Origin of the sequence: Shewanella sp. SG44-2 (assembly GCF_014164215.1) — a bacterium.
In the GTDB taxonomy this organism is placed as follows: Bacteria; Pseudomonadota; Gammaproteobacteria; order Enterobacterales; family Shewanellaceae; genus Shewanella; species Shewanella frigidimarina.
On sequence record NZ_JACJEU010000024.1, the window covers coordinates 40991 to 67694 of the forward strand.

Consider the following 26704-nt stretch of genomic DNA (forward strand, 5'->3'; position numbering starts at 1 on the left):
TTATAAAGTATAAGTATTGATAAAGGAATTATCTGTGTCTAAAAAATTGATTATCCTACTGTTTAGTTGCCTACTTTTTGTTGGCTGCTCGACCAAAATAAGTTATTTTTTTCTGGATTGGGCAATAGAGTGGGAAGTTGAAGAATACGTAGAGTTAACCTCAGATCAGCAAGACAAATTTGATGTCATTATTGAATCGTTTTTAGTTTGGCATCGCCAACAAGAATTGCCGCGGTATCGTGATCAACTGTCTTTGTTATCGACATTGACTAATCAACAAACAATGACCCCAGAGCTATGGCTTAATCAAGTGTCAATGGCAAAGGCACATTGGCACCGTATTTTTGATTTTGTCATGCCTGAGCTCTTATCCATTATGGCGAGTTTATCCGATGAACAAGTTAATCAGGTACTGGTGCAGCTTAAAAAAGAACAACAAGAATTAATTGAAGAATATGCCGGTAAAGATCAAGCTGAATTGATAAAAGACTCCGATAAAAGAATTGCCAAACAATTATCTGAATGGACTGGCGACGCTACAGATGAACAAAAAAGTATTATTCACCAAGCTAATACAGAACGTTTAGCCACGTTAGACATGTGGCTTGAGTATCGCCATGAATGGCTAAGTCAATTTGAACAAGCACTGAAACGCCGTCAGCAAACTGACTACTTTACCCAACAAATGAAGTTGTTAATGATCTCGCCTGACGAGCTAAAATCTAAAGTTTATCGCGATAATGTAGATGAAAATACTCGAAAATTTGGTTCAATGTTAATTGCGCTTAATAAAACATTTAGTCAAAAACAACGAAAGCACTTCGACAAAAAATTAGCTGAATTAGTAGAAGATTTAACTGAACTACACTTAGACAAATAATATCTATTTTTATCAGTTAGGCTCCAAAGCTGAAATATTTTTAATCTTCAGCAGGTCTATTACTACAACACCGATTTCAGTCAGGATTATTTATGCAGACACTAAGTGAATTATATCAGCAGTTTTTAAATGTGATTAAACATACAGAAGGCTTAGCTGCCTTAATGTTAAGGCTTTATCTTGCGCCAGTATTAATGCAGGCTGGTTACAACAAATTGTCACATTTTGAAGATACCGTAGCATGGTTTGGCAATCCCGACTGGGGACTCAGTTTACCTATGCCTGAAGTCATGACAGCGTTAGCAGCAGGCACTGAATTGTTCGGTGGTTTTTTACTGCTGATAGGTTTAGCCACTCGACTCGTTGCGTTACCGATGATGGTCACTATGTTAGTTGCTGTTTTTGCGGTGCATTTACCTAATGGTTGGTTGGCAATTGCTGACCCAAGTTCGTGGTTAGCGAATGAGCAAGTGTTAGCTTCAGCAGAAAAGCTATCTGCAGCGAAATCTATTTTACAAGAACATGGTAATTATGAATGGTTAACCAGTTCAGGTAATTTTGTTATTTTAAATAATGGTATTGAATTTGCGATGACGTATTTAATCATGTTACTGGCATTATTTGTAATTGGTGGCGGCCGTTATACGAGTGTTGATTACTTTATAGGGCGTCGGTTGTTAAAGTAACCTTGTTTGCATAATCTGAACTCAGAATACCAAAGGATTGTTTGAGAGGTATTTGTTATTACGAGTTTAGGTTACATAGAACAACCCTAAAAAATCCCACCTAATGCGTGGGATTTTTGCTAATATCGGCGGCATAATTTACTTAAAAGGATTGTATCTTGGACGCCAAACAACTGTTATTGACTCGCCAATCGACGCCTCGTCTAGTTGCCCCTGCACCAAATGCCGAGCAACTCACTTTTTTACTTGATGCTGCAGCAAGAGTCCCAGACCATGGTGCATTAACGCCTTGGGAATTTATTATTGCGGTAGATGATGGCTTAGCTAAGTTGGCAGATATTTTTGTTGATGCGGCTAAAAAAAGTGGTGCAGATGAAACTTTTCTGACTAAAGTCGCCAACATGCCTTATCGTGCACCTATGGTGATTACGGTCGTCGCCAAAACTCAAACGCATGATAAAGTACCAGTTTTAGAACAGCATATAGCAGCAGGTTGCGCCACTATGGCCATGCAACAAGCCGCATTTTCGATGGGTGTAGGTGCTGTATGGCGTACAGGCGATTTTGCTTTTGATGCAAATGTACATCAACAATTAGGTTTAACGAAACAAGATCAAATAGTGGGCTTTTTATACGTAGGCACGCCAGCGGTAACTGCACCAATAAAACCATTAAAAAATGGTCAGCAATTCGCTCGCTATTTATAAGTTTGGTCAGCAGAGAGTACGAGCCTTTATTGAATAAAGAGGCTCGTTTATGTGTTACTCATCAAGCTAAGTTTTACTGTCTATTCGTAGAACTCGAGTGGGATCATGTTCTGATAGACATAATAGCCTAATGGTCCCATTAACAAACTGAGCATAGACCACACTACACGTTGGGCATTTTTGATGTGTGCTTTCGAGGTATAGGCTCGATAGCAAAAGTGAATATGTAAAATCAGTAATGCAATGAGCATTAATACTAACGTAATATCCATATTATTCATGTCATGTTCCTTTGCGTTCCAGCAATGACTTATCTAAGTGTAAGCTTAAAATTAAAATCTGCAGTAAAAATAATAAAAATCCATGTTTTTAAACGGCCATTCACTGCTAACACCTTTAATTTACTTTAAAAATTAACCGATTAATAGCCCGTAAACCATTAAATATTCATAATTTTTTAATTTTTGCACAAAGGTATTACGTGTCCATCATCATGTTCTGAATGTTTGAGCTGAATAATATTTTTTTGTGGTAACCATAAAGGATATTTATACATGGTCACGTTAAATAGTGAGCTGTTGACTAACGTGGTCAACCAAACGATAACGTTAGGGTATGGCATGGTGTTAAACCACACTGGTTCAACATTAGCAAATTGCCGAATAAACGGAAAAATAGCAAAATCAGCGAGTGTAGGGCTGTCGGTGCACAAATAGTTATGTTGCTGCAACAGGTCCTCTAATGTTTGAATAAACCGCTCTGCCTGTTGTCGATACCAGAGTTGACTGTATTCAGGGAACCTGTCGGCATACTTATATTTATCTAACCACGGTTTAAATTCATTATCATTGGCATTAATGAGCGATTCAGTCGTGGATTGATCCAACCAGTATTGCAGGGCTTGATACTCTTCTGTGGTTAAGTAATGATTTTCTGGCGCGGGATATTCAGTTAATGCAAAACGCATAATATCAAGACTTTCACTTATCACTTTGTTGTTTGCTGTCACCAAAACCGGCACAGTGCCTTTGGCCGAAATGGCGATCAATTCTGCGGGTTTATTTTTAAGCTCAATTTCACGTACTAACGGATTCAGCTGGCTTAAATGAAGGCTAATACGTGCACGCATAGCATAAGGACAACGACGAAAGGTGTATAAAATCGCAGAGTTCATTGGGTGTCTATAAAATGATGTCTTACTAATAGAGTAACGTTTCTTGACTGAAAACCCAAAATTAACCGTTAACAACATTGTAAAAAAATACATCTGTTAGTTTTAGTATTTTTTTGACTGTGATTTAGGTATACTTTCGGCCGTTTTTTTGAGTCTGTGCACCGTGTGCAGACCTTATTTATATACGCAGTAATATGCACTGGAAATTAAGTTCCAGCCAGCGGAGACCTCATTTTTATGCAACAACCTAAACCAGCGTCTAAACAAGAATCTATTCAAAAAGCCATGCAAGCTTCATCTCAATCCCAAGTCGCTGTGTGCGCGTTATATAAATTCGTAGCGTTACCTCATTTTGAAGATGTACGTCAGCCATTGCTTGATATCATGGAACAAAACGAAATCAAAGGCACTTTGTTGCTTGCTCAAGAAGGCATTAATGGCACTGTTGCAGGAACAGCTTCTGCGATTGATATTTTATTGGCTTGGTTGGGTACTCAACCTGGCTTAGATAATATTGTGACTAAGTTTTCTTTTGACGCTGAAATGCCGTTTTATCGCACCAAAGTGAAGCTGAAAAAAGAAATTGTGACTATGGGTATTGAAGGCATCGATCCTCGTAAAGTCGTCGGGACCTATGTGAAACCCAAAGACTGGAATGCGCTGATTTCAGATCCAGATGTGGTGTTAGTTGATACCCGTAATGATTACGAAGTGAAGATTGGTACGTTTAAAAATGCTGTCAATCCAGTAACTGAGACTTTCCGCGAGTTTCCGGAATATGTGAAGCAAAATTTAGATCCAGCTAAGCACAAAAAAGTGGCGATGTTTTGTACCGGTGGTATTCGTTGTGAAAAATCCACCGCATATTTGAAAGAGCAGGGCTTTGATGAGGTATATCATCTTGAAGGCGGCATATTAAAATATCTTGAAGAAGTAGAACAAGAACAAAGCTTATGGGAAGGTGAATGCTTTGTGTTTGATAACCGCGTAGCAGTAAATCACAGCTTAGAAAAAGGCCAATACGATCAGTGTAATGCTTGTCGTATGCCAATTACTGAAGCAGAAAAACAAACTGAAGCCTATGTTCAAGGTGTCAGCTGTCCTCATTGCATTGATAAAGTGCCGCAAGAACAACGTCAGCGCTTTATTGAGCGTGAGCGTCAAGTACAATTAGCTAAGCAACGCGGTGAAGCGCATATTGGTAGCGATGTAAAGCAAGTGATTGATGCTCGTCGCCAACAAAAAGAAGCTCAACGTAAAGCACAAGAAAAAATTAATAATAAAGGCTAATTAATTCCTTTATTAAAATGAAAAGCCCAATCTGAATAAGATTGGGCTTTTCATTTTTTATTTTGCATTATTTTTCTGTTCTGAAATAAACGGTAATAACAATAGAGTCAAATAAATACTCGCCAACACTAGAAGTGGCGTTTAAAATTGCAGAGGTGTTTAATTTACTGTTGGATAAGGTGTTTAATTATCGTTCAGGTAAGTAACCTAAGCACGTGATAAGAAAATCTTCTCAAACAGCCTTTTGTTGAGTCATTTGCGCCCTGTTTAAGCCACTCTTACTTGGTTGCGGCCATTTTGTTTTGATTGATAGAGTGCCCTGTCTGCATTTTTAATCAGGCACTGGTAGTCTTTACATTCAGATGTCATTCCAGCCACACCTACACTCACTGTGACACCAATGGAAAGTATATCTATTTCAGACTCACTAGGCAGTGCCAGCTGAATGTTTTCGATAATAGTCCTGAGTCGTTCAGCAAGTGTATAAGATGTAGATACTTGGGTTAGCGGGAGGATGACAATAAACTCTTCACCACCATAACGAGCCACTATATCTGATTCTCTTAACGACATTTTAATGTTCTGGGCGATATTTTTCAAAACTAAGTCACCAATCTGATGACCATACTTATCATTAATGTTTTTGAAATGGTCGATATCGATAAGGAAGATGGATAGTGGTTTAGAATAACTTTGCGCCCTTTGCGTTTCTTCTTTCAGGCGACGATCTAAGTATCGGCGGTTAAATATACCTGTTAATGAGTCGGTGATGTTTTCTTGTTTAAGGGCATGCATCTGCATAATGTCACTGGTGGTTTTGAGGGACAGGCTACAAACAACAAATACAAAAATAGCTCCGCAAAAAAATATCACCGGCACCACTAGATCAAGTGGTTGAGAAAATGTCACCAAGCTAAATTTTGCATAAATGACATAACCTATGATAAAAAACAGGATCAGCAGAATTAGAAAACCCCAACTGTGGCGCAATTCGCCGGTTGGAAGTCGGCGAAATATTGTCCATACCGGTGTGATAGCCATTGCAAGTAATAGCGCTCCGCAAATAACCAATCCACTACCTAATAGTGGTAAAACATCTTGCATTTTGAGTCCTTGCATTGGTGACACTTTTATATGGAAACTCATCTATTGGAAGTGTTTTTAATATTATCGTAAATGTCTTCCTTGTGTCCCCCACAGACACTATTAAGTACTGATCAGTAGAATATCAGATGGATTGAACAAGAAAAGTGATGGCTCTCAAAGTTAATTAATTCCTTATTTTCTGGTTGTGTCTAAAGCCATAAAGATGAGTCAATAGAGTTGTCTTTAAGTTGGTTTTTTGGTTTTTAAATAGATGTAGATACAGGTTGTTTCATTATTAATCTGCTCCCGTAATCACGGTAATTTTTTACTAAAAGTAATTGTTGAGCAATTCACCTACCTACGATGGCTCTGGTCATATAGAGTTAACGTTTTCAATAAGAACACTGTTAATTCGTCGATTGTTGGCTTCATTTATTGCAACAGAGGTATTAATCTTTGCATTCAAACGCTGCACAGACAATAATCGCATTGCTTTGGCGTTTCCGCGTATTGGCTTAGCCGATCACAAGACGGTTTCACCATGACATTACAATGAGTTTAGTTATTAAGGTATTGGCAATTTATGAAATTTAGTCCTTTGGTCGATGAATTAATTCAATCTTTACGTGCGTTGCCTGGCGTCGGCCCTAAGTCTGCACAGCGTATGGCATTTCAATTACTTGAGCGTGAACGTAAAGTGGGCCTTAAGCTCGCAGATTCGTTGCAAAAAGCCATGTCTGAAGTTGGACATTGTCAAAGTTGTCGTACGTTTACCGAACAAGATTTATGCCCTATATGCAGTAGCCATCGTCGCATTAATACTGGGATTATTTGCGTGGTTGAAACGCCTGCTGATGTGCTTGCTATTGAAGCTGGTGGCCATTTTAATGGCCGTTATTTTGTGCTGTTAGGACACTTATCGCCGTTAGACGGTGTTGGTCCTGAAGAGTTGGGGCTAGCGCTACTTGAGCGTCATTTAACGTCGGATGAGGTGAGCGAGCTTATTCTTGCTACCAATCCGACCGTTGAGGGTGACGCCACTGCACATTTTATTGCTGATATGGCCAGAAGACATAATGTGGTGATTAGTCGTATTGCTCATGGCGTCCCCGTGGGTGGAGAGCTTGAGTACGTTGATAGCACCACTTTAGCATTATCTTTTAATGGTCGTATTCCGCTGTAATAGCCCTACACCTGATTAAAAACCTAGATGCCAGCAAGTCTAAAAATTAGATTTGTTGGCATTTTTTATTCCACCCAGGATGAGTCATGGCGGAAAACAGGCTGTAAAAATGTGTCATATTGAGCCGATTTGGTCTTATCTGATGATTTATTATTCAACAAGACAGTGTTGCCCCTTGAAAATATTGTAACGTCCCCCATCTCTTGATTAACACAGAATTTTAGGCGAGTGGATTTTTCGACTCGTGATTGTTTAAACGTAACACCAAGGGAAATACTCATGTCACAACAAGAAACTCATGGCTTTCAAACCGAAGTAAAACAACTTCTGCAATTGATGATCCACTCTCTGTATTCGAATAAAGAGATTTTCTTACGTGAGCTAGTCTCAAATGCGGCCGATGCAGCAGATAAGCTTCGCTATTTAGCATTAACTGACGATACCTTATATGAAGGTAACGGTGATTTACGCGTTCGTGTTAGTGCGAATAAAGAAAAGGGCACAGTAACCATTTCAGATAATGGTATTGGCATGACCCGCGATAGCGTTATCGAACATTTAGGGACTATCGCCAAGTCTGGCACCAAAGAATTTTTTAGTAATCTTTCTGGCGAAGCGTCAAAAGATTCACAACTCATTGGTCAGTTTGGTGTGGGCTTCTATTCGGCTTTCATCGTAGCGAAAAAAGTCACTGTACGCACTCGTGCTGCCGGCCATGCTGCTAACGAAGGTGTATTGTGGGAATCTGAAGGCGAAGGTTCATTCAATGTAGAAAGTATCACTAAAAATGAACGTGGTACTGAAATTGTGCTGCATTTACGTGACGAAGAAACTGAATTTGCTGACGATTACCGTTTACGCTCAATTATCACTAAGTATTCTGATCATATCTCTGTTCCAGTACAAATGTGGAATGAAGGTACACCTGAGTCAGACGGCCCTGATGGCGAGAAAGTCGCGGCAACGGAAGGTGAGTGGAAAGTGATGAACAAAGCGACAGCGCTTTGGACTCGTAATAAGTCAGACATCACTGAAGAAGAATACCAAGAGTTTTACAAGCATATTTCTCACGATTACAGCGACGCTTTAAAATGGTCTCACAATCGTGTTGAAGGTAAACAAGAATACACCAGTTTACTGTACATCCCAGCCAAAGCACCTTGGGATATGTGGAACCGCGACCATAAGCATGGCTTGAAACTGTTTGTTCAACGTGTATTTATTATGGATGAAGCGGAACAGTTTTTACCAACATACTTGCGCTTTGTACGTGGATTAATCGATTCAAATGATTTGCCATTAAACGTATCTCGCGAAATCTTACAAGATAACCAGGTAACAACAGCAATGCGCGTGGGCATCACCAAGCGTGTATTAGGTATGCTGGAAAAGCTGGCTAAAGACGAGCCAGAACAGTATCAATCTTTCTGGGCTGAATTTGGTCAAGTATTAAAAGAAGGCCCTGCAGAAGACTTTGCTAACAAAGAACGCATTGCAGGCTTATTGCGTTTTGCTTCTACTCATGACAACTCTGCTGCAACAACAGTGTCATTAGAGGCCTATATTGAGCGCATGAAAGCGGGTCAAGACAAGATTTATTATATCGTTGCTGACAGTCATGAAGCTGCCGCAAATAGTCCTCATCTTGAGTTGCTGCGTAAAAAAGGCATCGAAGTATTGTTATTGTCTGAGCGTATCGACGAGTGGTTGGTTAATCACTTAACTGAGTTCAAAGACAAGAAGCTACATTCAGTGACACGTGGTGATTTAGAGTTAGGTGAACTTGAAGATGCAGCTGATAAAGAAGCTCATGACAAAGTTGCCGAAGAGTCTAAAGGTTTAATTGAGCGTGTTAAAGCTGCGTTAGCAGACAGCGTTTCAGAGGTTCGTGTTACTTCACGTCTAACTGACACGCCAGCGTGTGTGGTCGCGGGTGAAGGTGAAATGTCGACGCAGATGATTAAACTGATGCAAGCAGCTGGTCAGCCTGTGCCAGAATCTAAGCCAACATTTGAGATTAACCCAACGCATCCTTTGGTTGAGCATTTGAATAACGAAACTGACGAGCAATTGTTTGCTGATTGGGCTAACTTGTTATTACAACAGGCCTTGCTATCCGAGAAAGGCAGTTTGGCAGACCCTTCAGCGTTTATTAAACTGACCAATCAGATGTTATTGGCGAGTGTAAAGTAAACTCGATTTAAGCAGTAAAAGCGGACAATAAGTCCGCTTTTGTTTTTGTCATTCTGCGGAGGCAATATGGACTACCTCATTAATCTTACTAAAGACAATATTCAACAAGTTGTTGATACCTCAATGCAAAAAATGGTGGTATTAGCATTTTGGGCGCAACAGCAGCCCGAAAGTGTACAAATGTTGCAGACGCTGGAACATCTTGCCAATAGCCAAGGTGGGCGATTTATTCTCGCTAAAGTGGATTGTGAAACCGAGTTAGAAATTGCTAACTACTTCCAAATTCAGAATGTACCGACCACATTAATTTTAGATAAAGGCAGACCCATTGATGGTTTTGCTGGGGCGCAAAGCCAGGAACAGATTAGTGATTTGCTCGACAAACATTTACCACCGATGTGGATACAAGAGTTTGATGACGTTAAACAATTATTAGCCCAAGGCAAGTTATCGTCAGAAGACTTAACTCGCATTGCTGAACAGTTAAAAACAATTTATATCGATGCACAACAAGCACCTGAAGTCGCACTGGTGATGACAGATGTAGCATTACAGCAAGGTTTACTGGCGGAAGCAAAAGGGTTACTTGCCCGTATAGGTTTAGCGGATCAAGACAGTTACTATCATAATTTAGTGGCTAAATTAGCGTTAGCGGAAGATGCGGCTGATACTCCAGAAATTCGTCAACTGCAACAAAATCTCGCAGAGCAGCCAGATAATGTAGACGCTGTTATCATCTTGGCCAAAGCATTAAATGCAGCTCAACGTAATGAAGAAGCCCTTGAATTATTGTTTGTTATTTTACAAAAAGATATGAACGCTGCTGATGGGAAAATCAAACAAGTCTTCATGGAAATCTTAACCGCGATAGGTCAGGGCAATGCGTTAGCCAATCAATATCGCCGTAAATTGTATACCTTGTTGTATTAAACAAATTGAAGCCTTTTTGTTACAAGCCTTATTAGATCTTGGTCTAATGTCATAACAAAAGCGCTATTAAAAGTGTGGCAGATGTGCGAAAATCGCCGCCCTAAAAAGAACACAAACTTAAAAGAGGACTTTTGAGATGCGCATTATTTTATTGGGTGCCCCAGGTGCCGGTAAAGGTACCCAAGCTCAGTTCATTATGGAACAGTATGGTATCCCACAGATCTCAACTGGTGATATGTTACGTGCAGCGGTTAAAGCTGGTACGCCATTAGGTTTAGAAGCTAAGAAAGTAATGGATGCAGGTCAATTAGTTTCGGACGATCTTATCATTGGGTTAGTGAAAGAGCGTATTGCTCAAGAAGATTGCGTTAAAGGTTTTTTACTTGACGGTTTCCCTCGCACAATTCCTCAAGCTGATGCTATGGCTGAAAATGGTATTGAGATTGATCATGTTATCGAAATCGATGTGCCGGATGAAGAAATCGTTAAGCGTATGAGCGGGCGTCGTGTTCATTCTGGTTCTGGTCGTGTTTACCACGTGGTGTTCAATCCACCTAAAGTGGAAGGTAAAGACGATGTCACTGGCGAAGATTTATCTATCCGTCCAGATGACGAAGAAAGTACCGTACGTAAGCGTTTAGGTATTTATCACGAGCAAACTAAGCCATTAGTTGATTATTATGGCAAAGTCGCTGCTGAAGGTCGTACTCAGTACAATAAGTTTGACGGTACTCAGTCAGTAACTAAAGTGAGTGAGCAACTAGCCAGCGTATTAAAATAATCGCTGATTAGCTACTCCATTAAAAGCCTGCTTTGCAGGCTTTTTTTATGCCTAAGGAATAAGCTAACCGTTGCGTTGTATTAGTGGGAATACTATTCATTGATAGTGAACCCCTCGTATTGACTCAATATTTATTTAACTTCCGCTCAAGGTTGTAAACACGATTACCAAATCCTAATACTATCCTTGCCTCAACTCACTATTGATGTATTCATGCGCCTTACTCGTCTTTCAATTGAATATTTCATATGGCTAGGAATCAGTCTATTTTAACCGTTTGACCCAATCTATAAGCCCAAACTAACGCGATGGAATACAGCGATATTGAAGCTAATATTTGATTGAACAGATAAACATTCTCGAGCCGATTGAGCCCAAGTCTATATATCGTCGTAAGACAAAAAATGAATGAAATAAGACTGAATGCCACAACGAAGCATATTTAGGCCGTGAATGTGATAAAAGTGATATAGGATTGACGCTTACCTATGATAAAATCTGCCGCCATTTTCGCGGATGACGACTCATGCAAAATTGAATGAGTGTCAGTGGTAATTAATTTCACACTTGCACGGATGCCAAGCTATGAGAGCCCAATATGAAGTTTCCTGGTCAACGTAAGTCCAAACACTATTTCCCTGTAAACAGTCGTGATCCGTTATTGGCTCAACTTACGCAGCAGCCTCAACCTTTTTCTACTTACATTTGCGGTATAGATCAAACCTTGGTTGATATCGAGGCTAAAGTAGAAGACGAGTTACTTGAGCGATATGGCTTACCTAAAGGCAACTCAACTCTCATTAATGATGAGCAAGCCCATAATTTGTACCATGAACTTAAATCCAATGAGATGATCAGCGATGAATTTGCCGGTGGCACCATTGGTAACACCGTCCATAATTATTCGATTTTAGCCGATGATCGCTCAGTACTTTTTGGGGTTATGAGCCAACATATTATGGTGGGTAGCTATGCTTATCGCTATTTATGTAACACTTCCTCAAAGGTTGATCTTAACTTTTTACAGCCTGTCGATGGTCCTATTGGTCGTTGTTTTACATTAATTTCTGACTGTGGTGAGCGCACGTTTGCTATCAGTAAAGGTGCGATGGATAAGCTAACTCCTGAGTATATCGATAAAGAGGTGGTACAAGGCAGTTCGGCGTTAGTGTTAACGGCATATCTGATGCGAGCAAGCGAAGGTGATGGTATTACAGATGCCGCAATGACGGCCATTAATTACGCTAAAGAAGCCGATGTGCCAGTGGTGTTGACATTAGGGACACGCTTTTTAATTCAAGAAGATCCACAATGGTGGCAAAATTTTATTAGTGAGCATGTCACTATTTTGGCCATGAATGAAGATGAAGGTGAAGCGTTAACGGGTTTTAAAGACCCGTTGCTTGCCAGTGAAATGGCGCTCGATTGGTGTGACATGGTGTTAACTACGGCAGGCGCGATTGGGCTTTATACTGCGGGTTATACTGAAGATGCTGAAAAGCGTGAAACCAGTCATACTTTATTACCGGGCGCTATTCCTGAGTTTAACCGTTATGAGTTCTCTCGCCCGAAATTACAAGTGGATTGCGATACCCCAATAAAAGTGTACGCTCACATTGCGCCTTATATGGGTGGACCAGAATTAATTCGTAATACCAATGGTGCTGGTGATGGAGCATTGTCTGCGCTGCTTCATGATTTATCAGCCAATACGTTCCATAAAACCAATGTGCCTGGTTCGAGTAAACATAAACGAGATGGTTTATGTTATTCGTCATTTTCACAAGTGTGTAAATATGCCAATCGCGTTGCATATGAAGTGCTAGCTCAGCACAGCCCGCGTCTGTCTCGTGGTTTACCTGAGCGGGAAGACAGTTTAGAAGAGTCATATTGGGAACGATAATTTATCGTCGATAAAATAAAACGATAATGAAGCATCATTATCGTTTTTTTTTGTGTAGATTTTTATAGAATAGGCATCGAAAGCCAGAATATTAATAAGCAATCAGGAGCGTCACGTGAAAGGACAAATCTTAAGAGAGATGCATGTACTTAAGGCCATTGAGCCTGAGTTTGAAATCCAACGCAGAATTGCTTTTATTAAGGCAACATTATCAGAGGCTCACAGCAAAACTTTAGTCTTGGGGATCAGTGGTGGTGTTGATTCATCACTTGCTGGACGTTTATGCCAACTGGCAGTGAATAGTCTTAATCAAGAAAAAGCCAGTGATGAGTATCAGTTTATTGCAGTGCGCTTACCTTACCATGTCCAGCAAGATGAAGCCGAAGCTCAGCTAGCCTGTCAGTTTATTCAGCCTTCAAAACAAGTGACCGTGAATGTTCATGATGGTGTTGTTGGTATCCATAATGCAACGCTAAAGGGGCTTACCGCCGCGGGATTATCATCAACAGATGCTGGAAAGACAGACTTTCTCAAGGGTAATGTTAAAGCCAGAATGCGCATGATAGTCCAATATGACATTGCTGGTGCTATGGGCGGCCTTGTTGTGGGCACCGACCATAGTGCGGAAAATATTACCGGTTTCTATACCAAATGGGGCGATGGGGCTTGCGATTTAGCACCATTATTTGGCTTAAATAAACGTCAAGTACGTCTATTAGCTGCCCATTTAGGCGCGCCAGAAATATTGGTTAAAAAGGCACCTACGGCGGACTTAGAAGATAATAAACCTCAACTTGAAGATGAAGTTGCTTTAGGGCTGACCTATGATCAAATTGATGACTTTCTAGAGGGCAAAGATGTTGCCAAGTCTGTGGAAGATAAACTGGTGAGCATCTATAAACGCACCCAGCATAAACGTAAGCCGATCCCGACGATTTACGATTAATATCTTACACTTTACTTAAGGCGATGTGTTGTCGGGTGAGTTCTATTAGCACATTAGCATATTGTCGGTAATCTAAATATGGCGTCAGTAATACCGTGTGCTGGTGCTGTATTTTTTGCTTTTCATCTAGTGAGACATAGTGCCGAGGATCGGTTATTCCCATACGTTGTTGGGCTTCTTTGCCACATAAAATATGCCAAGATTCAGAAGGAAATACTATCTCGCCGTGGTGTTCAACCTTTGAATTAACAATACGTAATTGGCAATGCAAGCGTGATGGAGTATTGATGTGTTTATCGATTTGTTGATCATGAGACTCATTAAATAATTGGTCACGGATCTGTTTCCAATCAATTCCTTTGTTAGCATTGATATCGTGTTCTAAACAGCAAATCTTCGCCATAATGGTGAAGATTTTACGCCAGTGATTGCCATTCAATGCGACCAGTTGTGTAATGGCATCGGGATGAGAAGCTTGCCAGTGTGCGGGTAGCTCTGGAGGCGTAGGTAAATAAAAAATGATATCGGGATTCATCGGTCCCCATATATGGCTAAATAAATCTGATGACATATTACTTCCAGTATCGTTATGAATGATAAGAGTTTGGCGGTTCGGTTGTAAGCGTTACTCTATATTTTTGTTCGAATTGGTATCTATTTTTAAGGTTATTATGCGCGCAATTGTGATTGGATCGACGAAACATTTTTTATTTGCCGCATTTTATGGTGCTCTAGGTATTGGTTTAGCGTTAATCATTACAGCCGTTTGGTTGCTGAATGCGCGGCCTAACTTATCATTATGGCACACGACGCACCTTACCTCAGAGTACCATCAACAGTCCGGTTTAACTGATTTTAGCCAATATTTACAGTTAGAAGATAAGCTTTTTACTGAGGTAGAGCAGCAAGTTTACCGTCAATATCAACCTGAAATAGCATCCCCGGTTAATCGTTATGAGCGTAATAGTTTATCTGATCCTGGATTATGGCAACAAAATTGGAACCGTTCTTTCGAATGGAAAAATCCCCAGGCTGAGTTTGGCCTTTTATTGCTGCACGGTATGTCCGACTCACCTTATGTGATGTCGCATTTTGCACAGCATTATCAGCACCAGGCTTATGTTTTAGGTTTGCGCTTGCCCGGGCACGGTACCATTCCTTCTGGATTAACCGATATTACTTGGCCTGATCTTGCTGGGGCTGTATCACTTGCTGTTGCCCGCTTGTCTGCCCAATTACCCGGTAAACCCATTTATGTGGTCGGTTTTTCGACAGGAGCTGCTTTAGCGTTAAACCATGAACTTGAAAATATCAGCTTAAACAAGCCTACAAGCTTTGCCGGCATGATTATGTTATCACCAGCCATTGGTCTAGCTCCCATTGCGGCAGGCGCTTATTGGCAAGCTAAGCTGGGTAAGTTGCTCGGGCAAGATAAACTGTATTGGAACAGCATTCAAACAGAATATGATCCATTTAAATATCGATCGTTTGCTGTTAATGCTGGCGATGTTGTGTATCAGTTAACACAGCGTAATCAGACCTTATTAGCATCATTGTCGGCGCAGCAATTTAATGCCATTCCTGCAATGCTAACGTTTCAGTCAGTTGTCGATGATACTGTTTCTTCGTTAGCTGTGGTTGATTTGCTATATCAAAAATTGCCAATAAATAAAGGCCATCAATTAGTGCTATTTGATGTCAATAGGACGAAGAGTAACAACCAATTACTTTTCCAAGATCCATTGGCGACTTTTGCCCCTTTTTGGTTACCAAAGCAATTACCTTATCGCTTAAGTTTGGTTGAAAATGATCCGCAACAAGATAATCATGTTCAGGTTAGGGAGCTTGCTGATAAATCGAAGACCGACGATGTGATAGCGCTAAGTTTGACTTGGCCGAATGATGTGTATTCTTTATCTCATGTAGCGCTAAACTTTCCGATTGAAGATAGCCTTTATGGACCTCTACCAAGTAATGACCCGGATAAAATTCAAATAGGCAGAGCAATTTATCAAGGTGAACGAGGCATTTTCAGTGTGACTGCTGATGACATGTTACGTCAGAAATGGAATCCATTTTATCCTTACATGATGACTCGAATTGATGAGTTTACTCAAGGGTATCAACCTGAGTCACCATTAGGCAATAAACCGCTAAATATTAGTCATTAATGATGTTAATGATTGTTCGATTACGTCCCTGTTGCTTTGCCTGATAGAGGTTATCATCAGCGACTTTAATCCATTTATCCAGTTCTACTTCATAATCAGCACTTGCCGTAATAGCACCAATACTGACCGTCACGTTAAATGACTGTTTATCTTCAGGTGATATGATGTCTAATTGCGACAGTGCCTCTCTAAAACCATTGAGATGATGTTCAATATGTAAGGTATTGGACAAAGGCAGAATAAGCAAAAATTCTTCTCCGCCGTAGCGGGCCACAATATCAATGTCTCGTTTAAAGTATTTCTGTAATAATTGTGACACGTTCCGTAAGCACTCATCACCAGCTAAATGGCCATAGTTGTCATTCACTTTTTTGAAGAAGTCTAAATCAAGCAATACAACAGTAATGGCCTGATCGCTTCGCAAACAAAAATCCACTAACTCACCAAATTTACGTTCAGCATAACGGCGATTATATAAGCCGGTTAACGGATCTCTATCAACCAGTTCTGTGAGTTTTTTGTTGGCCTTTTCTAATTCCGCCGTACGATGAGCAACTGTTTCTTCTAATTCGACTTGATGCGCGATGAGTTGTTGTTTACTGGCTGCTAACCGTTGGTACAGACTGAATACCTCTCTTGGTGAGCTATCGTCAATTGCCGATGTTTTTGCTGGATCTGAATATGACTGACTGAATTGATTGGCGACAGCTTCTAATGGCACCGTTAGCAACGCGCTGAGCTTCTTTGAAATATAGAAGGTACACAACAATGCAATCAACAGCATGATAAAGCTACTGAACATTTGTTCTTCAGCGAGTTTTAGTAACGGCGAAAATTCTTTTAAAATATACACGGTCCAACCATTATCGAGTTCCCGGTGAGCATACATGTATTCAGGCACAATTGAGGTCGTATTATGAATATTGATTAATTCAAGATTGGCTCGATATACACCTTTATTTATTGCAAAATTAAATTGTGAAAGTGGTTTCAAGTTGAGTTTTGTTGATGCGTAAATTATTTGATTTTGTTCATCAACCATCACTATAGATTCATCGTCGGTGTATTCATTAACTTGGTCAATATGTGCAAAGTGGGTCAGATCAAGTGACCCTTCTACGATTCCTGCAACTTGTGTGTGTTGCTCATCGAGATAAAAGGGCGCACTCATAGCAATAATTGCGTCATTTCCAAATCCGCGACCGAGAAAGACAGATGATACGAATAGGCGCTGATTATAGAATGACTCAATAAAATAATCTCTGTCTTTAATGTTGACGCTTTGTTCAGATATTTGCTTTGTCATGAGTCTTGATACTGGACTAGCAGCGACAATATTGGCTGTCGGATTAGCAATCAACATGCTGATAAAACCAGAATAGTTTTGATGTGAACTCGATAAAATGTCTTGCCATTTTTCAGGCGTATCTGCAACTAAGTCTAATTGGCTTGCAGTATTTTGAATGACGGTTTTATGGTTTTCAATGTAATTCTGTGCTGAGGTCGATAGGTGAGCAACTGCTTCCGTCATGTTTTGTTTTAACATGACTTGTTGACGTTCTAAAAAATAAAAATTAAAGATTAACGCCGAAAACAATAACGTTAAGGTCACCATTAAGGTGAAGAAATAGGTCAGTTGTGAACTTAATTGTCTACGATGGCGGTCTTTAACTTTGCCTTTTAAAAACCATAACTTTGGTATCGCTAAAATCAGTAGTGATGCAATACTGGTATAAATCAGTCCGTTGATGCCTTGCTTTGAAATAATAAAGCCTAAGTGAGAGGGGGGAATGTCCATCAATAGCACCACATATAAATATACCATTGGTGCACCAATAAATAACCAATATGCTGCATCAGCATATAAAGCATAGATATCACGGCGTCTGGCATAACCTAAAAATAATGCTTCAAGCCCAAAAAACAAATACACATGTGGGCTATCCCATATCAACATTAATCCAGTTGATGCCATCATAGCGGTTAGAAATGCATACCAAGGTCCCAATAAAACCGCAGCAATGACAGTCACCGTGTTACCTAATACAAATTGCACATTGGCAAAAAATTGTATTGGGTAACAATTGATGAGCAATCCAACGACTCCCAAGATGATCGAGAATAAAAGATGTTGTTGATTAATGCGTGGCAAGGTCAAAAAAAATATCCTTATTATTTGTATTCTAAAAAGATTTATTCCTATCTAAGTACTTATCTCAGGAAATAGAACAGATTTCAACGCAAACTAAGGTTTTTTTACACGCAAATGTCCCTTTTTATCTTTTGTGATGCAGATCTCAATCTTTTAATGCTGAAATCTTGTTCGACCTTGGTCTAATTAAATTGACAAACAAGAAGTCTCTTTCATTTCAATATTTTTTATATAACTGATTTATATCCTTTTTTAAGTTTCACGTTAACGTTTGTTAATCAAGTACGACTAAGGTCTTGATTGTGGTGGCCCCCTGAGTTGCTAAATTAACAATGGCTTTACAAAAAATAACTTAGGGGAGTCGCAATGAGTTTTGAAAATAACGATAAGGCAGCGGGTTACTGGCGTGAGAATTTACGATTAGTACTTAGCTTGCTTGCAATTTGGGCTGCAGTGTCATTTGGCTGCGGTATTTTACTAGTTGATGTGTTAAACGAAATTACCTTTATGGGATTCAAACTGGGTTTCTGGTTTGCGCAGCAGGGTGCAATGTATGTATTCGTGGCGCTGATTTTTGTTTATGTAGCGAAAGCTAATACATTAGACAAAAAATACAATGTTCAGGAAGACTAAGGAGCACTAAAAATGGATGTTCAAACACTAACATATTTAATTGTCGGCGCGACTTTTGCGCTGTACATCGGGATCGCCATTTGGTCTCGAGCGGGTTCAACTAAAGAGTTTTATGTAGCAGGTGGTGGCGTTCACCCTGTTCTAAATGGTATGGCAACTGCAGCGGACTGGATGTCAGCAGCATCGTTTATTTCATTAGCCGGTATTGTGTCTTTTACCGGTTATGATGGCTCAGTTTACCTTATGGGTTGGACTGGCGGTTATGTGCTATTAGCCTTATGTATGGCACCTTATTTACGTAAATTTGGTAAGTTTACGGTTCCAGACTTTATTGGTGATCGTTACTACTCTCAGACTGCACGAACTGTCGCAGTTATTTGTGCCATCTTTATTTGTTTTACTTACATTGCAGGGCAAATGCGTGGTGTTGGCGTCGTGTTCTCTCGTTTCTTAGAAGTTGACGTAGAAACAGGGGTGTATATTGGTATGGCAGTGGTGTTCTTTTATGCTGTATTAGGTGGCATGAAAGGGATTACTTACACACAGGTAGCACAATACTGCGTACTTATTTTTGCCTTTATGGTTCCTGCTATCTTCATCTCTGTAATGATGACGGGTCATATATTGCCGCAAATTGGTTTTGGCGCTGAGATGATTGATGCCGCAGGTAATGGTACGGGGGTGTACTTACTCGATAAGCTCGATGGATTATCGGCAGAACTCGGGTTCTCCCAATATACCGAAGGCTCAAAATCGATGATTGATGTGTTCTTCATTACTGGTGCATTAATGTTTGGTACAGCGGGTTTACCGCATGTGATTGTACGTTTCTTTACTGTACCTAAAGTAAAAGATGCACGTATTTCAGCGGGCTGGGCATTAGTCTTTATCGCTATTATGTACACCACTATTCCTGCATTGTCTGCTTTCTCTCGCGTTAATATGATTGAAACCATCAATGGACCAGAATCAACTGGCGTGCCTTATGAAACAGCGCCAACGTGGATTAAAAACTGGGAAAAAACGGGTTTAATTACATGGGACGATAAGAACAACGATGGCAAGATTTTTTACACCAATGGTGAAAAAAATGAGATGAACATTGACCGAGATATTATGGTTCTTGCCACGCCTGAAATTGCTAATCTTCCAGCATGGGTTATTGCACTAGTTGCCGCGGGTGGTTTAGCCGCAGCCTTGTCTACCTCTGCGGGTTTATTACTGGTAATTTCAACATCTGTGTCGCACGATTTACTCAAGAAAAATCTAATGCCGGATATTTCGGATAAGAAAGAGTTAATGTATGCACGAATAGCCGCTGGTTTCGGGGTTGTTATGGCGGGTTATTTTGGTATTAATCCTCCTGGATTCGTAGCCGCGGTGGTGGCCATTGCATTTGGTCTCGCTGCAGCCTCGTTATTCCCAGCTATTATCATGGGTATTTTCTCTAGAACCATGAATAAAGAAGGTGCTATTTCAGGCATGGTGATCGGGCTATTATTTACGGCTAGTTATATTGCCTACTTCAAGTTTATCAATCCGGCAGCCAATTCATCTGAAAATTGGTTACTGGGTATCTCACCAGAAGGTATTGGTATGGTGGGAATGATGGTTAACTTTGGTGTCGCTTTTGCTGTCAGTAAAGTCACCGCTAAAATCCCTGACGAAATAGTCGCAATGGTTGAGTCAATTCGTTTCCCTAAAGGGTCAGGCGAAGCACACGATCATTAACCTGCTGTTATCAACACTGTTTAAAAAGAGCGCTTAGGCGCTCTTTTTGTTGGGCTTTAGTCCTATAGCAGATAAGCGAAACGCTTTGCTATAGTGATATTGTTCGCCCATGCACAATAGGGAAATGATTAATGGATGCCAGTGAGTTACAACCAGTAGAACAGTTTTTAGCGGCTCATTCGCCTTTCGACACGCTACCTAAAGAGAGTATTCAATATTGTGCTAGAAAGATTAGCATCGGTTATTACAGTAAAGCGTCTGCCTTTGTTGAGTTCGATAAAGACAATCCAAAATTGTACATTGTTCGTAGCGGTGCATTCGAAGTGCGTGACCCTGAAGGTGTGTTGGTTGACCGAGTTGGCGAAGGTGAGTGTTTTGGTTTTTCCACCTTATTATCGGGTGAAAAAGTGGTTAATAAAGTGGCTATTTTAGAAGATGGTTTGGTTTATCATTTACCACAATCAGTCTTTGCCAAATTACGTTCCGAACATCGGAGCTTTGATCAGTTTTTTGCCCGTGCTTTTGCTAAACGCCTACGCAATGAAACTAAATTTAGTGCTAAAGACTTGACCACGACTAGCCGTATTACTTCCATCATGTCATCTCAGCCTATTATCATCGACGCTCACGCCAGTGTTATGGATGCGGCTAAATTAATGCGTGAACACCGGGTTTCATCGGTGCTCGTTATCGATAATCAAAAATTAACCGGTATTTTGACCGATCGAGATTTACGTAATCGAATTATCGCAGAAGGCTTAGACGTCAATACGCTGGTGAGTCAAGCCATGACCATCAATCCCGTGACAACTCACGCCAACGCGCTAGTGTTCGAAGCAATGTTGGCGATGAGTGAGCATAATATTCACCACTTACCTGTGGTTGATGGTAGCCGTGCATTAGGGATGATCACCAGTACTGATATATTACGTTCGCAAAGTTCACAGCCCTTGCTGCTTATTGGCGAAATAGGGCGGCAAGGTAGTATCGAAAAGCTTATTCAAGTGAGTAAGCAAATTCCGTTACTATTGCAAAATTTGATTAGCGCAGATGCTAGAGCAGAAGAAATAGGTAGAGTATTAACGTCGGTAACCGATGCATTAACGCGTCGGCTAATTGAATTGAATCAACAAATTTTAGGTCAAGCACCAATGGCGTTTTGTTGGCTGGCTTTTGGTTCCCAAGGTAGGCAAGATCAAGTTGCTTGTTCTGACCAGGATAATGGTTTATTGCTGGCCCACGACCCCGATGAATTTGCCGCCGCTTATTTTGAAGCATTAACAAAAGCAGTATGTAAGGGCTTAGATGAATGTGGTTATATTTATTGTCCTGGTGACATTATGGCGCAAAACCCCAAATGGCGCTTATCACTGGTGAAGTGGAAAGGGCTTTTTTCAAGATGGGTGAATACGCCAGAACCAAAAGCCTTAATGCATGCCAGTATATTTTTTGATATGCGCCCAGTGTTTGGGCCATTGAGTTTATTCAGTGAACTGCAAGATGATGTTTTAGCATCTACACAAAATAATGATATTTTCCTTGCCGGAATGGCGGGCAACTCGTTAACTGAATCACCACCATTGGGCTTTTTTAGGAAGTTTGTCCTTGAGCGTGATGGTAGTGAGGTGAAAGGCATGGATTTAAAACACAAAGGAAGTGCATTAATTAATGACATTGCCAGAGTGTATGCCTTAAGTGCTGGCATCAAAGAGGTTAATACTGCTAAGCGGATCAGAGCGTTAATGGACGCTAATATTATTAATCGTAAAGATGCACTTAATTTGGCGGATGCCCATGAGTTCATTGCGCACATGCGTTTAGCTAATCAAGGCTATCAAGCCACCAATAACTTACCTGTGAACAATTATCTAAAACCACAACACCTTTCTTCATTAATGCGCCATCAGCTTCGTGATGCATTCAAAGTAGTACATGATGCCCAAGCAGGTATAAAACTTAAGTTCATGAGGAGCTTTTAGTGGCCAGTTTTTGGTGGATAAAGGCGGTGTTATGGCGTAAAAAAATGACCACTTTACCTTCATTACTCAACACGTATTTAGAAGCAATAACGCCTGCGTTAACAAAACCATTTCTAGATGCACCTTTGATGGCGATTGATCTTGAAATGACTGGCTTAGATCCAATCCATGATCAAGTCATCAGTATCGGTTTAGTGCCGATTATCAACGGGGTCATTCCGCTTGATAAAGCACAGCATATGATGATTTCTATTAGCGGCAGTGTGGGGCAGAGCGCGACGGTTCACGGTATTGTAGATAACCAATTGCACATGGCCTTAACGTTAGCAGAGGCAATTGATTGGTTTTTATCAAAAACAAAGGGCTATATTTTAGTGGCGCACCATGCACCGTTGGACATACAGTTTATTCGGCAGCAGTTGATACGCTGTTTTGGACAATCAATTCCGTTGGTATTTATTGATACACTAGCCATAGAAAAGAAACGCTGCTTAATGCAACAGCCTGTATTAAAAGAAGGTTCGTTACGCTTGAATGCAAGCCGTACACGTTACCGTTTACCCGTTTATTCTGCTCACAATGCGCTTATTGATGCATTATCTTGTGCTGAATTGTTGCTGGCTCAAGTTTCGGCGATGGGTGATATTAAAAAGTTGTCGGTTAAAGACTTAATCAATGTGTCTCGTTAGAAAAGAAAAAAGCCAGTCATCGAGACTGGCTTTTCTATTAAACACTGAAGACAGCTTATTCTGCGTTTTTAGCTTTATTGAAAAAATAATCAACTGCAGGTTTAATCAATTCAAGTGCGGTTTTATCGCAAGGAGGTAAGGCAGCATCACTGGTGTTAATTGGCGTGGTGCGTTCGCCCCATTTTAGCAGTAAGGCCGCTGAGGTTAATCCAGCACCAAACGCGCAAGACAGAATAGTCTGATTGGCTTCAATTCTACCTTGAGATAACGCATCGCAAATCGCAATCGGGATAGTCGCTGCAGACGTATTGCCATAATCAGCGATATTGACGAAGGCTTTTTCTTTTGGAATTTTCATTCGGCTGACTAGCGTATCAATAATACGTTCGTTTGCCTGATGTGGAATAACAAAGTCGACATCGTCGATGCTGATACCACAGTTGTCTAATACCTTATGACTTAAACTTCCCATGCCATGAATTGCACGTTTAAACACATCTTGACCATTGATATGAATGTAAAAATCCAATGAGTCATTGTCAAATCTATCCATCTGGGTGCCAAAGTTAGACTTTAAAATATCGCGACCTTCAGGATCATTATTTAATTCATAACCTAATACACCACCAGGGTGGTCACTGGCCTCAAGTACAACTGCACCAGCTCCGTCACCAAATAACACTGCTGTTTCACGTCGAGACCAATCCAAATAAAAAGATAAACGTTCAGCGCCGATAATCAGAATCTTCTTACTTTGGCCGCTCTTAATCATTGAGCTGGCCAAGCCAACACCATACAAAAAGCCACTGCAAGCAGCGTTAATGTCAAATGCACCACAGGTAGCACCAATATTTGCCTGTACCGTTGATGCAATATTGGGGATCAAGGTATCAGGGCTGGCGGTGGCTAGAATAATTAAATCTAATTCACTGCCATCAATCCCTGCTGCGGCGAGCGCATGCTTAGCGGCAACCGAAGCCATTTCAGAAGTATTAACGTGACTAATGTTACGCTTACTAATTCCAGTACGTGTTTTGATCCATTCATCTGTCGTTTCCATGAATGTCGCTAAATCGTCATTGGTCAATGTTGCGGGTGGGACTGACTTACCCCAACCGGTAATGTGCGCATACTGCATAAGAAGTTCTCTCAATATGTTTCAATAGTTAATTAAATTTATTTACAACATCAATGGTCTGACATTAACCAGCTGATGTTAAATGCTTAAATGATCATGACTAAGGTTTATTATTGTTATTATGACTTAATCTTTTGTTCTACCAGTTTCGTGATCGAAGCCGAAGCATGCAAGATATGCTCACGCAGTAAAGTTGTGGCTTTTTCGATGTCGCGATTTTTACATAATTCGAGTAACACTCGATGTTCTCTTTCAGCTATAGGTATCCCGCCAGTAAATAACAACTGCAGACGAATATAGCGATCGCAATTAGTGTTTAAACCGTTAACCACTTCCATTGTATGAGGACGATTAGCTGCTTGGTATAAACGGGTATGGAATCGAGTGTTCAGTTCACTCCAACTTGCTACTGATTCTTTCAGTTTAAATGCCAATTCAAGTTGAACCAGTACGGCTTCAGCTTCAACAAGATCTTTGTCAGATAGGTTAGGGATGGCCTTAGCCAACAAATCTGATTCGATCATAGCGCGCAGTTCAAATAATTCAGTGACTTGTTCAACAGATAACAATGTTGCCGTTGCGCCTTTGTGTGGTTCGAAATTAATCAAACCTTCTGCTTCTAATTGAACTAACGCTTCACGAACGGGAATTCGACTTACATTTAACTGTTCTGCAATAGCAGACTGCCTAAGCGGTTCTCCTCCTTGTATATCACCAGAAAGGATCCGTTCTCTGAGCGCCTCAACAACAAGTTGCGTACGCGTTTTATGAATAATAGGAGGTATATTGCTCATGTATTCTATAATAATCACTAATTTCTTCGGGCAAGGGTAACGCTTAGCCGCCGCTTTATAAAGTGAAACCTATACAATTATGCAGATTAAGCTCATAAAACCGCGGTAAATGAACAAATTAACAAAATTATTCAGATTATCTGGCCCAAAATTCATCTCAATGGGATAATCGACACAGTATAGAGTTTAAGGAGTGTTAGGTTGAATAAAGCAGTATTTCTCGATCGTGATGGTGTGATCAATAAAGACAATGGTTATGTTCATACCGTGGACGACTTTGAATATATCGACGGTGTATTTGAAGCGTGTCTCGCATTAAAGCAGATGGGTTACCTATTAATAGTGGTGACCAATCAATCTGGCATTGCTCGTGGTATGTACAGTGAGGATGATTTTCATCATTTAACGGAATGGATGGATTGGAACTTTGCCGATAAAGGTGTCGAACTTGATGGTATCTACTATTGCCCGCATCATCCACAAAAAGGCCTCGGTGAATATAAGCAAGATTGCGATTGCAGAAAGCCCAAACCCGGCATGATGCTCGATGCTGCAGAATTTTTGAAAATTGATATGAGCCAGTCAGTCATGGTGGGCGATAAAGCTGATGATATACGCGCAGCAAAAGCGGCTGGCATTAACACTGCCATTTTGGTTCGTTCAGGTAAAGTAGTAGACGAAGCCGGAATTGAACTTGCGAGTGCAGTTGTTGACAGTATCGCTGATGTTCCGAGTCTGCTAAGTCAATTACTCGCCAAATAATAGAATCGCGAACTCAAAGCTATTATTTCAGCTGTTCATATTTAAGCTTTCACCACTTATATATGAACAGCGATTTTCAATGTAACCATTTACCACGTTTTAGTCTTTCTCTTCCTTTCTATACTAATCAGCTTATTTTTTGCTGATACAAATCCCCTTAGCCAAATAAAGATATGTCATCCAATAAGGCTAAATCGTTCGCGCTACTAAATGCGGCTACGGAGTACGGAGTTAACATGAAATTAACGTCGTTTCAGTAATTTTTTAGACTCAACATGCTAAATTACCCGCTTAAACTACTGTGAGCCGCATAATAAGCCTTATATAGGTAACTAATATAAATTTGATGTTCGCTATAGCATGCAAATTTTGCCTATAAAGTCAGCGGAAACATCAATAAACATGGCTTTAAGTTCAAATAGTGTGCAGTTGGGGCGTAATAACCATTAAAACCGTAGAAAGCCCTTGCGCTATAAATTGTTTTCCCTATAATACACCCCACTGACACGGAACGCAGCGTCTAACGCTAGTTACCAAGTCCGCTCTTTAACAATTTATCAAGTAATCTGTGTGGACATTCACAGGTGTTGAGTTATTCGAAATTGTCTTCTGTTCTTCGGAATGTTGGCAATCAAAAAATTTAAACTCAATGCAACGATGAATGTTCATAGTAATATGTACAAAGACTTTGTCAGCTTCGGTTGATAAAGCAATCAGAATTCATTGAGCCGAAAGCTTTGTTCTTATTTATAAGAGTGGGGTTTTCAAAAGAACTTTAATTGAAGAGTTTGATCATGGCTCAGATTGAACGCTGGCGGCAGGCCTAACACATGCAAGTCGAGCGGTAACACAAGGGAGCTTGCTCCTGAGGTGACGAGCGGCGGACGGGTGAGTAA

At 40.4% G+C, this 26704-nt stretch carries 23 protein-coding genes, 1 rRNA gene and 1 pseudogene; 18 read left to right on the forward strand and 7 right to left on the reverse strand.

Annotation, left to right across the window (positions count from 1 at the left end; genetic code table 11):
* Positions 1–34 precede the first annotated feature (34 nt).
* The 3 genes from H5181_RS15715 (at position 35) to H5181_RS15725 (ending at position 2273) form a co-directional block, all read left to right on the forward strand.
* Entirely contained in the window at positions 35–880 is an 846-nt protein-coding gene (locus tag H5181_RS15715) for a DUF6279 family lipoprotein (protein ID WP_182751481.1), read from the forward strand.
* Positions 881–972: 92 nt separating this feature from the next.
* Entirely contained in the window at positions 973–1566 is a 594-nt protein-coding gene (locus tag H5181_RS15720) for a DoxX family protein (protein WP_182751482.1), read from the forward strand.
* A gap of 158 nt (positions 1567–1724) precedes the next feature.
* Positions 1725–2273, forward strand: a complete 549-nt coding sequence (locus tag H5181_RS15725; RefSeq protein WP_182751483.1) for an NAD(P)H nitroreductase — start codon at positions 1725–1727, stop codon at positions 2271–2273.
* 80 nt (positions 2274–2353) lie between these two features.
* Here the strand turns inward: H5181_RS15725 and H5181_RS15730 are convergent, their stop codons facing one another.
* Together H5181_RS15730 and H5181_RS15735 are read right to left on the reverse strand one after the other, a co-directional pair.
* Positions 2354–2554, reverse strand: coding sequence for a hypothetical protein (locus tag H5181_RS15730; protein ID WP_011637004.1), 201 nt, complete (start codon positions 2552–2554; stop codon positions 2354–2356).
* Between the two features lie 176 nt (positions 2555–2730).
* A complete protein-coding gene (locus H5181_RS15735) occupies positions 2731–3447 on the reverse strand; it encodes a glutathione S-transferase (RefSeq protein ID WP_182751484.1) in 717 nt (238 codons plus the stop codon).
* 285 nt (positions 3448–3732) lie between these two features.
* Between H5181_RS15735 and H5181_RS15740 the strand changes: the two genes are divergently transcribed.
* A complete protein-coding gene (locus tag H5181_RS15740) occupies positions 3733–4737 on the forward strand; it encodes a rhodanese-related sulfurtransferase (RefSeq protein ID WP_123777356.1) in 1005 nt (334 codons plus the stop codon).
* An 89-nt stretch (positions 4738–4826) separates the two neighbouring features.
* Positions 4827–4943, forward strand: a pseudogene (locus H5181_RS20810) (helix-turn-helix transcriptional regulator); the annotation flags it as partial.
* 61 nt (positions 4944–5004) lie between these two features.
* On the opposite strand, the gene H5181_RS15745 reads toward H5181_RS20810, so the two are convergent.
* Positions 5005–5841, reverse strand: a complete 837-nt coding sequence (locus H5181_RS15745) for a GGDEF domain-containing protein (protein WP_011637007.1) — start codon at positions 5839–5841, stop codon at positions 5005–5007.
* Positions 5842–6406: 565 nt separating this feature from the next.
* On the opposite strand from H5181_RS15745, the gene recR reads away from it, so the two are divergent.
* From recR to nadE, 6 genes are all read left to right on the forward strand, one after another.
* Positions 6407–7006 (forward strand): recombination mediator RecR, encoded by a 600-nt coding sequence (gene recR / locus H5181_RS15750; RefSeq protein WP_059746792.1) that lies wholly within the window; start codon positions 6407–6409, stop codon positions 7004–7006.
* Positions 7007–7285: 279 nt separating this feature from the next.
* Positions 7286–9199: a molecular chaperone HtpG gene (gene htpG / locus H5181_RS15755; RefSeq protein ID WP_011637009.1), complete on the forward strand. Its 1914-nt coding sequence runs from the start codon at positions 7286–7288 to the stop codon at positions 9197–9199.
* A 66-nt stretch (positions 9200–9265) separates the two neighbouring features.
* Positions 9266–10129, forward strand: coding sequence for a tetratricopeptide repeat protein (locus tag H5181_RS15760; protein WP_182751485.1), 864 nt, complete (start codon positions 9266–9268; stop codon positions 10127–10129).
* A 136-nt stretch (positions 10130–10265) separates the two neighbouring features.
* Positions 10266–10910 carry an adenylate kinase gene (gene adk, locus H5181_RS15765; protein ID WP_011637011.1) on the forward strand — a complete coding sequence of 215 codons (645 nt, stop codon included), beginning with the start codon at positions 10266–10268 and terminating at the stop codon, positions 10908–10910.
* 598 nt (positions 10911–11508) lie between these two features.
* Positions 11509–12813 (forward strand): inosine/guanosine kinase, encoded by a 1305-nt coding sequence (locus H5181_RS15770; RefSeq protein ID WP_011637012.1) that lies wholly within the window; start codon positions 11509–11511, stop codon positions 12811–12813.
* Positions 12814–12928: 115 nt separating this feature from the next.
* Positions 12929–13759, forward strand: coding sequence for an ammonia-dependent NAD(+) synthetase (nadE, locus tag H5181_RS15775; RefSeq protein ID WP_011637013.1), 831 nt, complete (start codon positions 12929–12931; stop codon positions 13757–13759).
* Between the two features lie 4 nt (positions 13760–13763).
* Here the strand turns inward: nadE and H5181_RS15780 are convergent, their stop codons facing one another.
* A complete protein-coding gene (locus H5181_RS15780) occupies positions 13764–14330 on the reverse strand; it encodes a DUF6942 family protein (RefSeq protein ID WP_259397063.1) in 567 nt (188 codons plus the stop codon).
* Between the two features lie 100 nt (positions 14331–14430).
* Between H5181_RS15780 and H5181_RS15785 the strand changes: the two genes are divergently transcribed.
* Positions 14431–15930 (forward strand): carboxylesterase, encoded by a 1500-nt coding sequence (locus H5181_RS15785; RefSeq protein WP_182751486.1) that lies wholly within the window; start codon positions 14431–14433, stop codon positions 15928–15930.
* Here H5181_RS15785 and H5181_RS15790 read toward each other — a convergent pair.
* The gene (locus H5181_RS15790; RefSeq protein WP_259397064.1) at positions 15920–18088 is read right to left on the reverse strand and encodes a diguanylate cyclase; all 2169 of its coding nucleotides are present in this window, start codon (positions 18086–18088) and stop codon (positions 15920–15922) included. The genes H5181_RS15785 and H5181_RS15790 overlap by 11 nt on opposite strands.
* Positions 18089–18448: 360 nt before the next feature.
* Here H5181_RS15790 and H5181_RS15795 point away from each other — a divergent pair, with 360 nt between their 5' ends.
* From H5181_RS15795 to H5181_RS15810, 4 genes are all read left to right on the forward strand, one after another.
* Positions 18449–18715 carry a DUF4212 domain-containing protein gene (locus tag H5181_RS15795; RefSeq protein ID WP_011637017.1) on the forward strand — a complete coding sequence of 89 codons (267 nt, stop codon included), beginning with the start codon at positions 18449–18451 and terminating at the stop codon, positions 18713–18715.
* A gap of 12 nt (positions 18716–18727) precedes the next feature.
* Positions 18728–20446: a sodium:solute symporter family protein gene (locus H5181_RS15800; RefSeq protein WP_102036519.1), complete on the forward strand. Its 1719-nt coding sequence runs from the start codon at positions 18728–18730 to the stop codon at positions 20444–20446.
* Between the two features lie 131 nt (positions 20447–20577).
* Positions 20578–22425 carry a DUF294 nucleotidyltransferase-like domain-containing protein gene (locus tag H5181_RS15805; protein ID WP_011637019.1) on the forward strand — a complete coding sequence of 616 codons (1848 nt, stop codon included), beginning with the start codon at positions 20578–20580 and terminating at the stop codon, positions 22423–22425.
* Positions 22425–23114 carry an exonuclease domain-containing protein gene (locus H5181_RS15810; RefSeq protein ID WP_182751487.1) on the forward strand — a complete coding sequence of 230 codons (690 nt, stop codon included), beginning with the start codon at positions 22425–22427 and terminating at the stop codon, positions 23112–23114. The genes H5181_RS15805 and H5181_RS15810 overlap by 1 nt, the downstream gene beginning before the upstream one ends.
* Positions 23115–23169: 55 nt before the next feature.
* Here the strand turns inward: H5181_RS15810 and H5181_RS15815 are convergent, their stop codons facing one another.
* Together H5181_RS15815 and H5181_RS15820 are read right to left on the reverse strand one after the other, a co-directional pair.
* Complete coding sequence (locus tag H5181_RS15815; RefSeq protein ID WP_182751488.1) at positions 23170–24252, reverse strand: ketoacyl-ACP synthase III; 1083 nt, start codon at positions 24250–24252, stop codon at positions 23170–23172.
* A gap of 119 nt (positions 24253–24371) precedes the next feature.
* Positions 24372–25046: a GntR family transcriptional regulator gene (locus H5181_RS15820; protein WP_011637022.1), complete on the reverse strand. Its 675-nt coding sequence runs from the start codon at positions 25044–25046 to the stop codon at positions 24372–24374.
* 201 nt (positions 25047–25247) lie between these two features.
* Between H5181_RS15820 and gmhB the strand changes: the two genes are divergently transcribed.
* Positions 25248–25808: a D-glycero-beta-D-manno-heptose 1,7-bisphosphate 7-phosphatase gene (gene gmhB, locus H5181_RS15825; RefSeq protein WP_011637023.1), complete on the forward strand. Its 561-nt coding sequence runs from the start codon at positions 25248–25250 to the stop codon at positions 25806–25808.
* A gap of 776 nt (positions 25809–26584) precedes the next feature.
* A 16S ribosomal RNA gene (locus tag H5181_RS15830) occupies positions 26585–26704 on the forward strand; the annotation flags it as partial.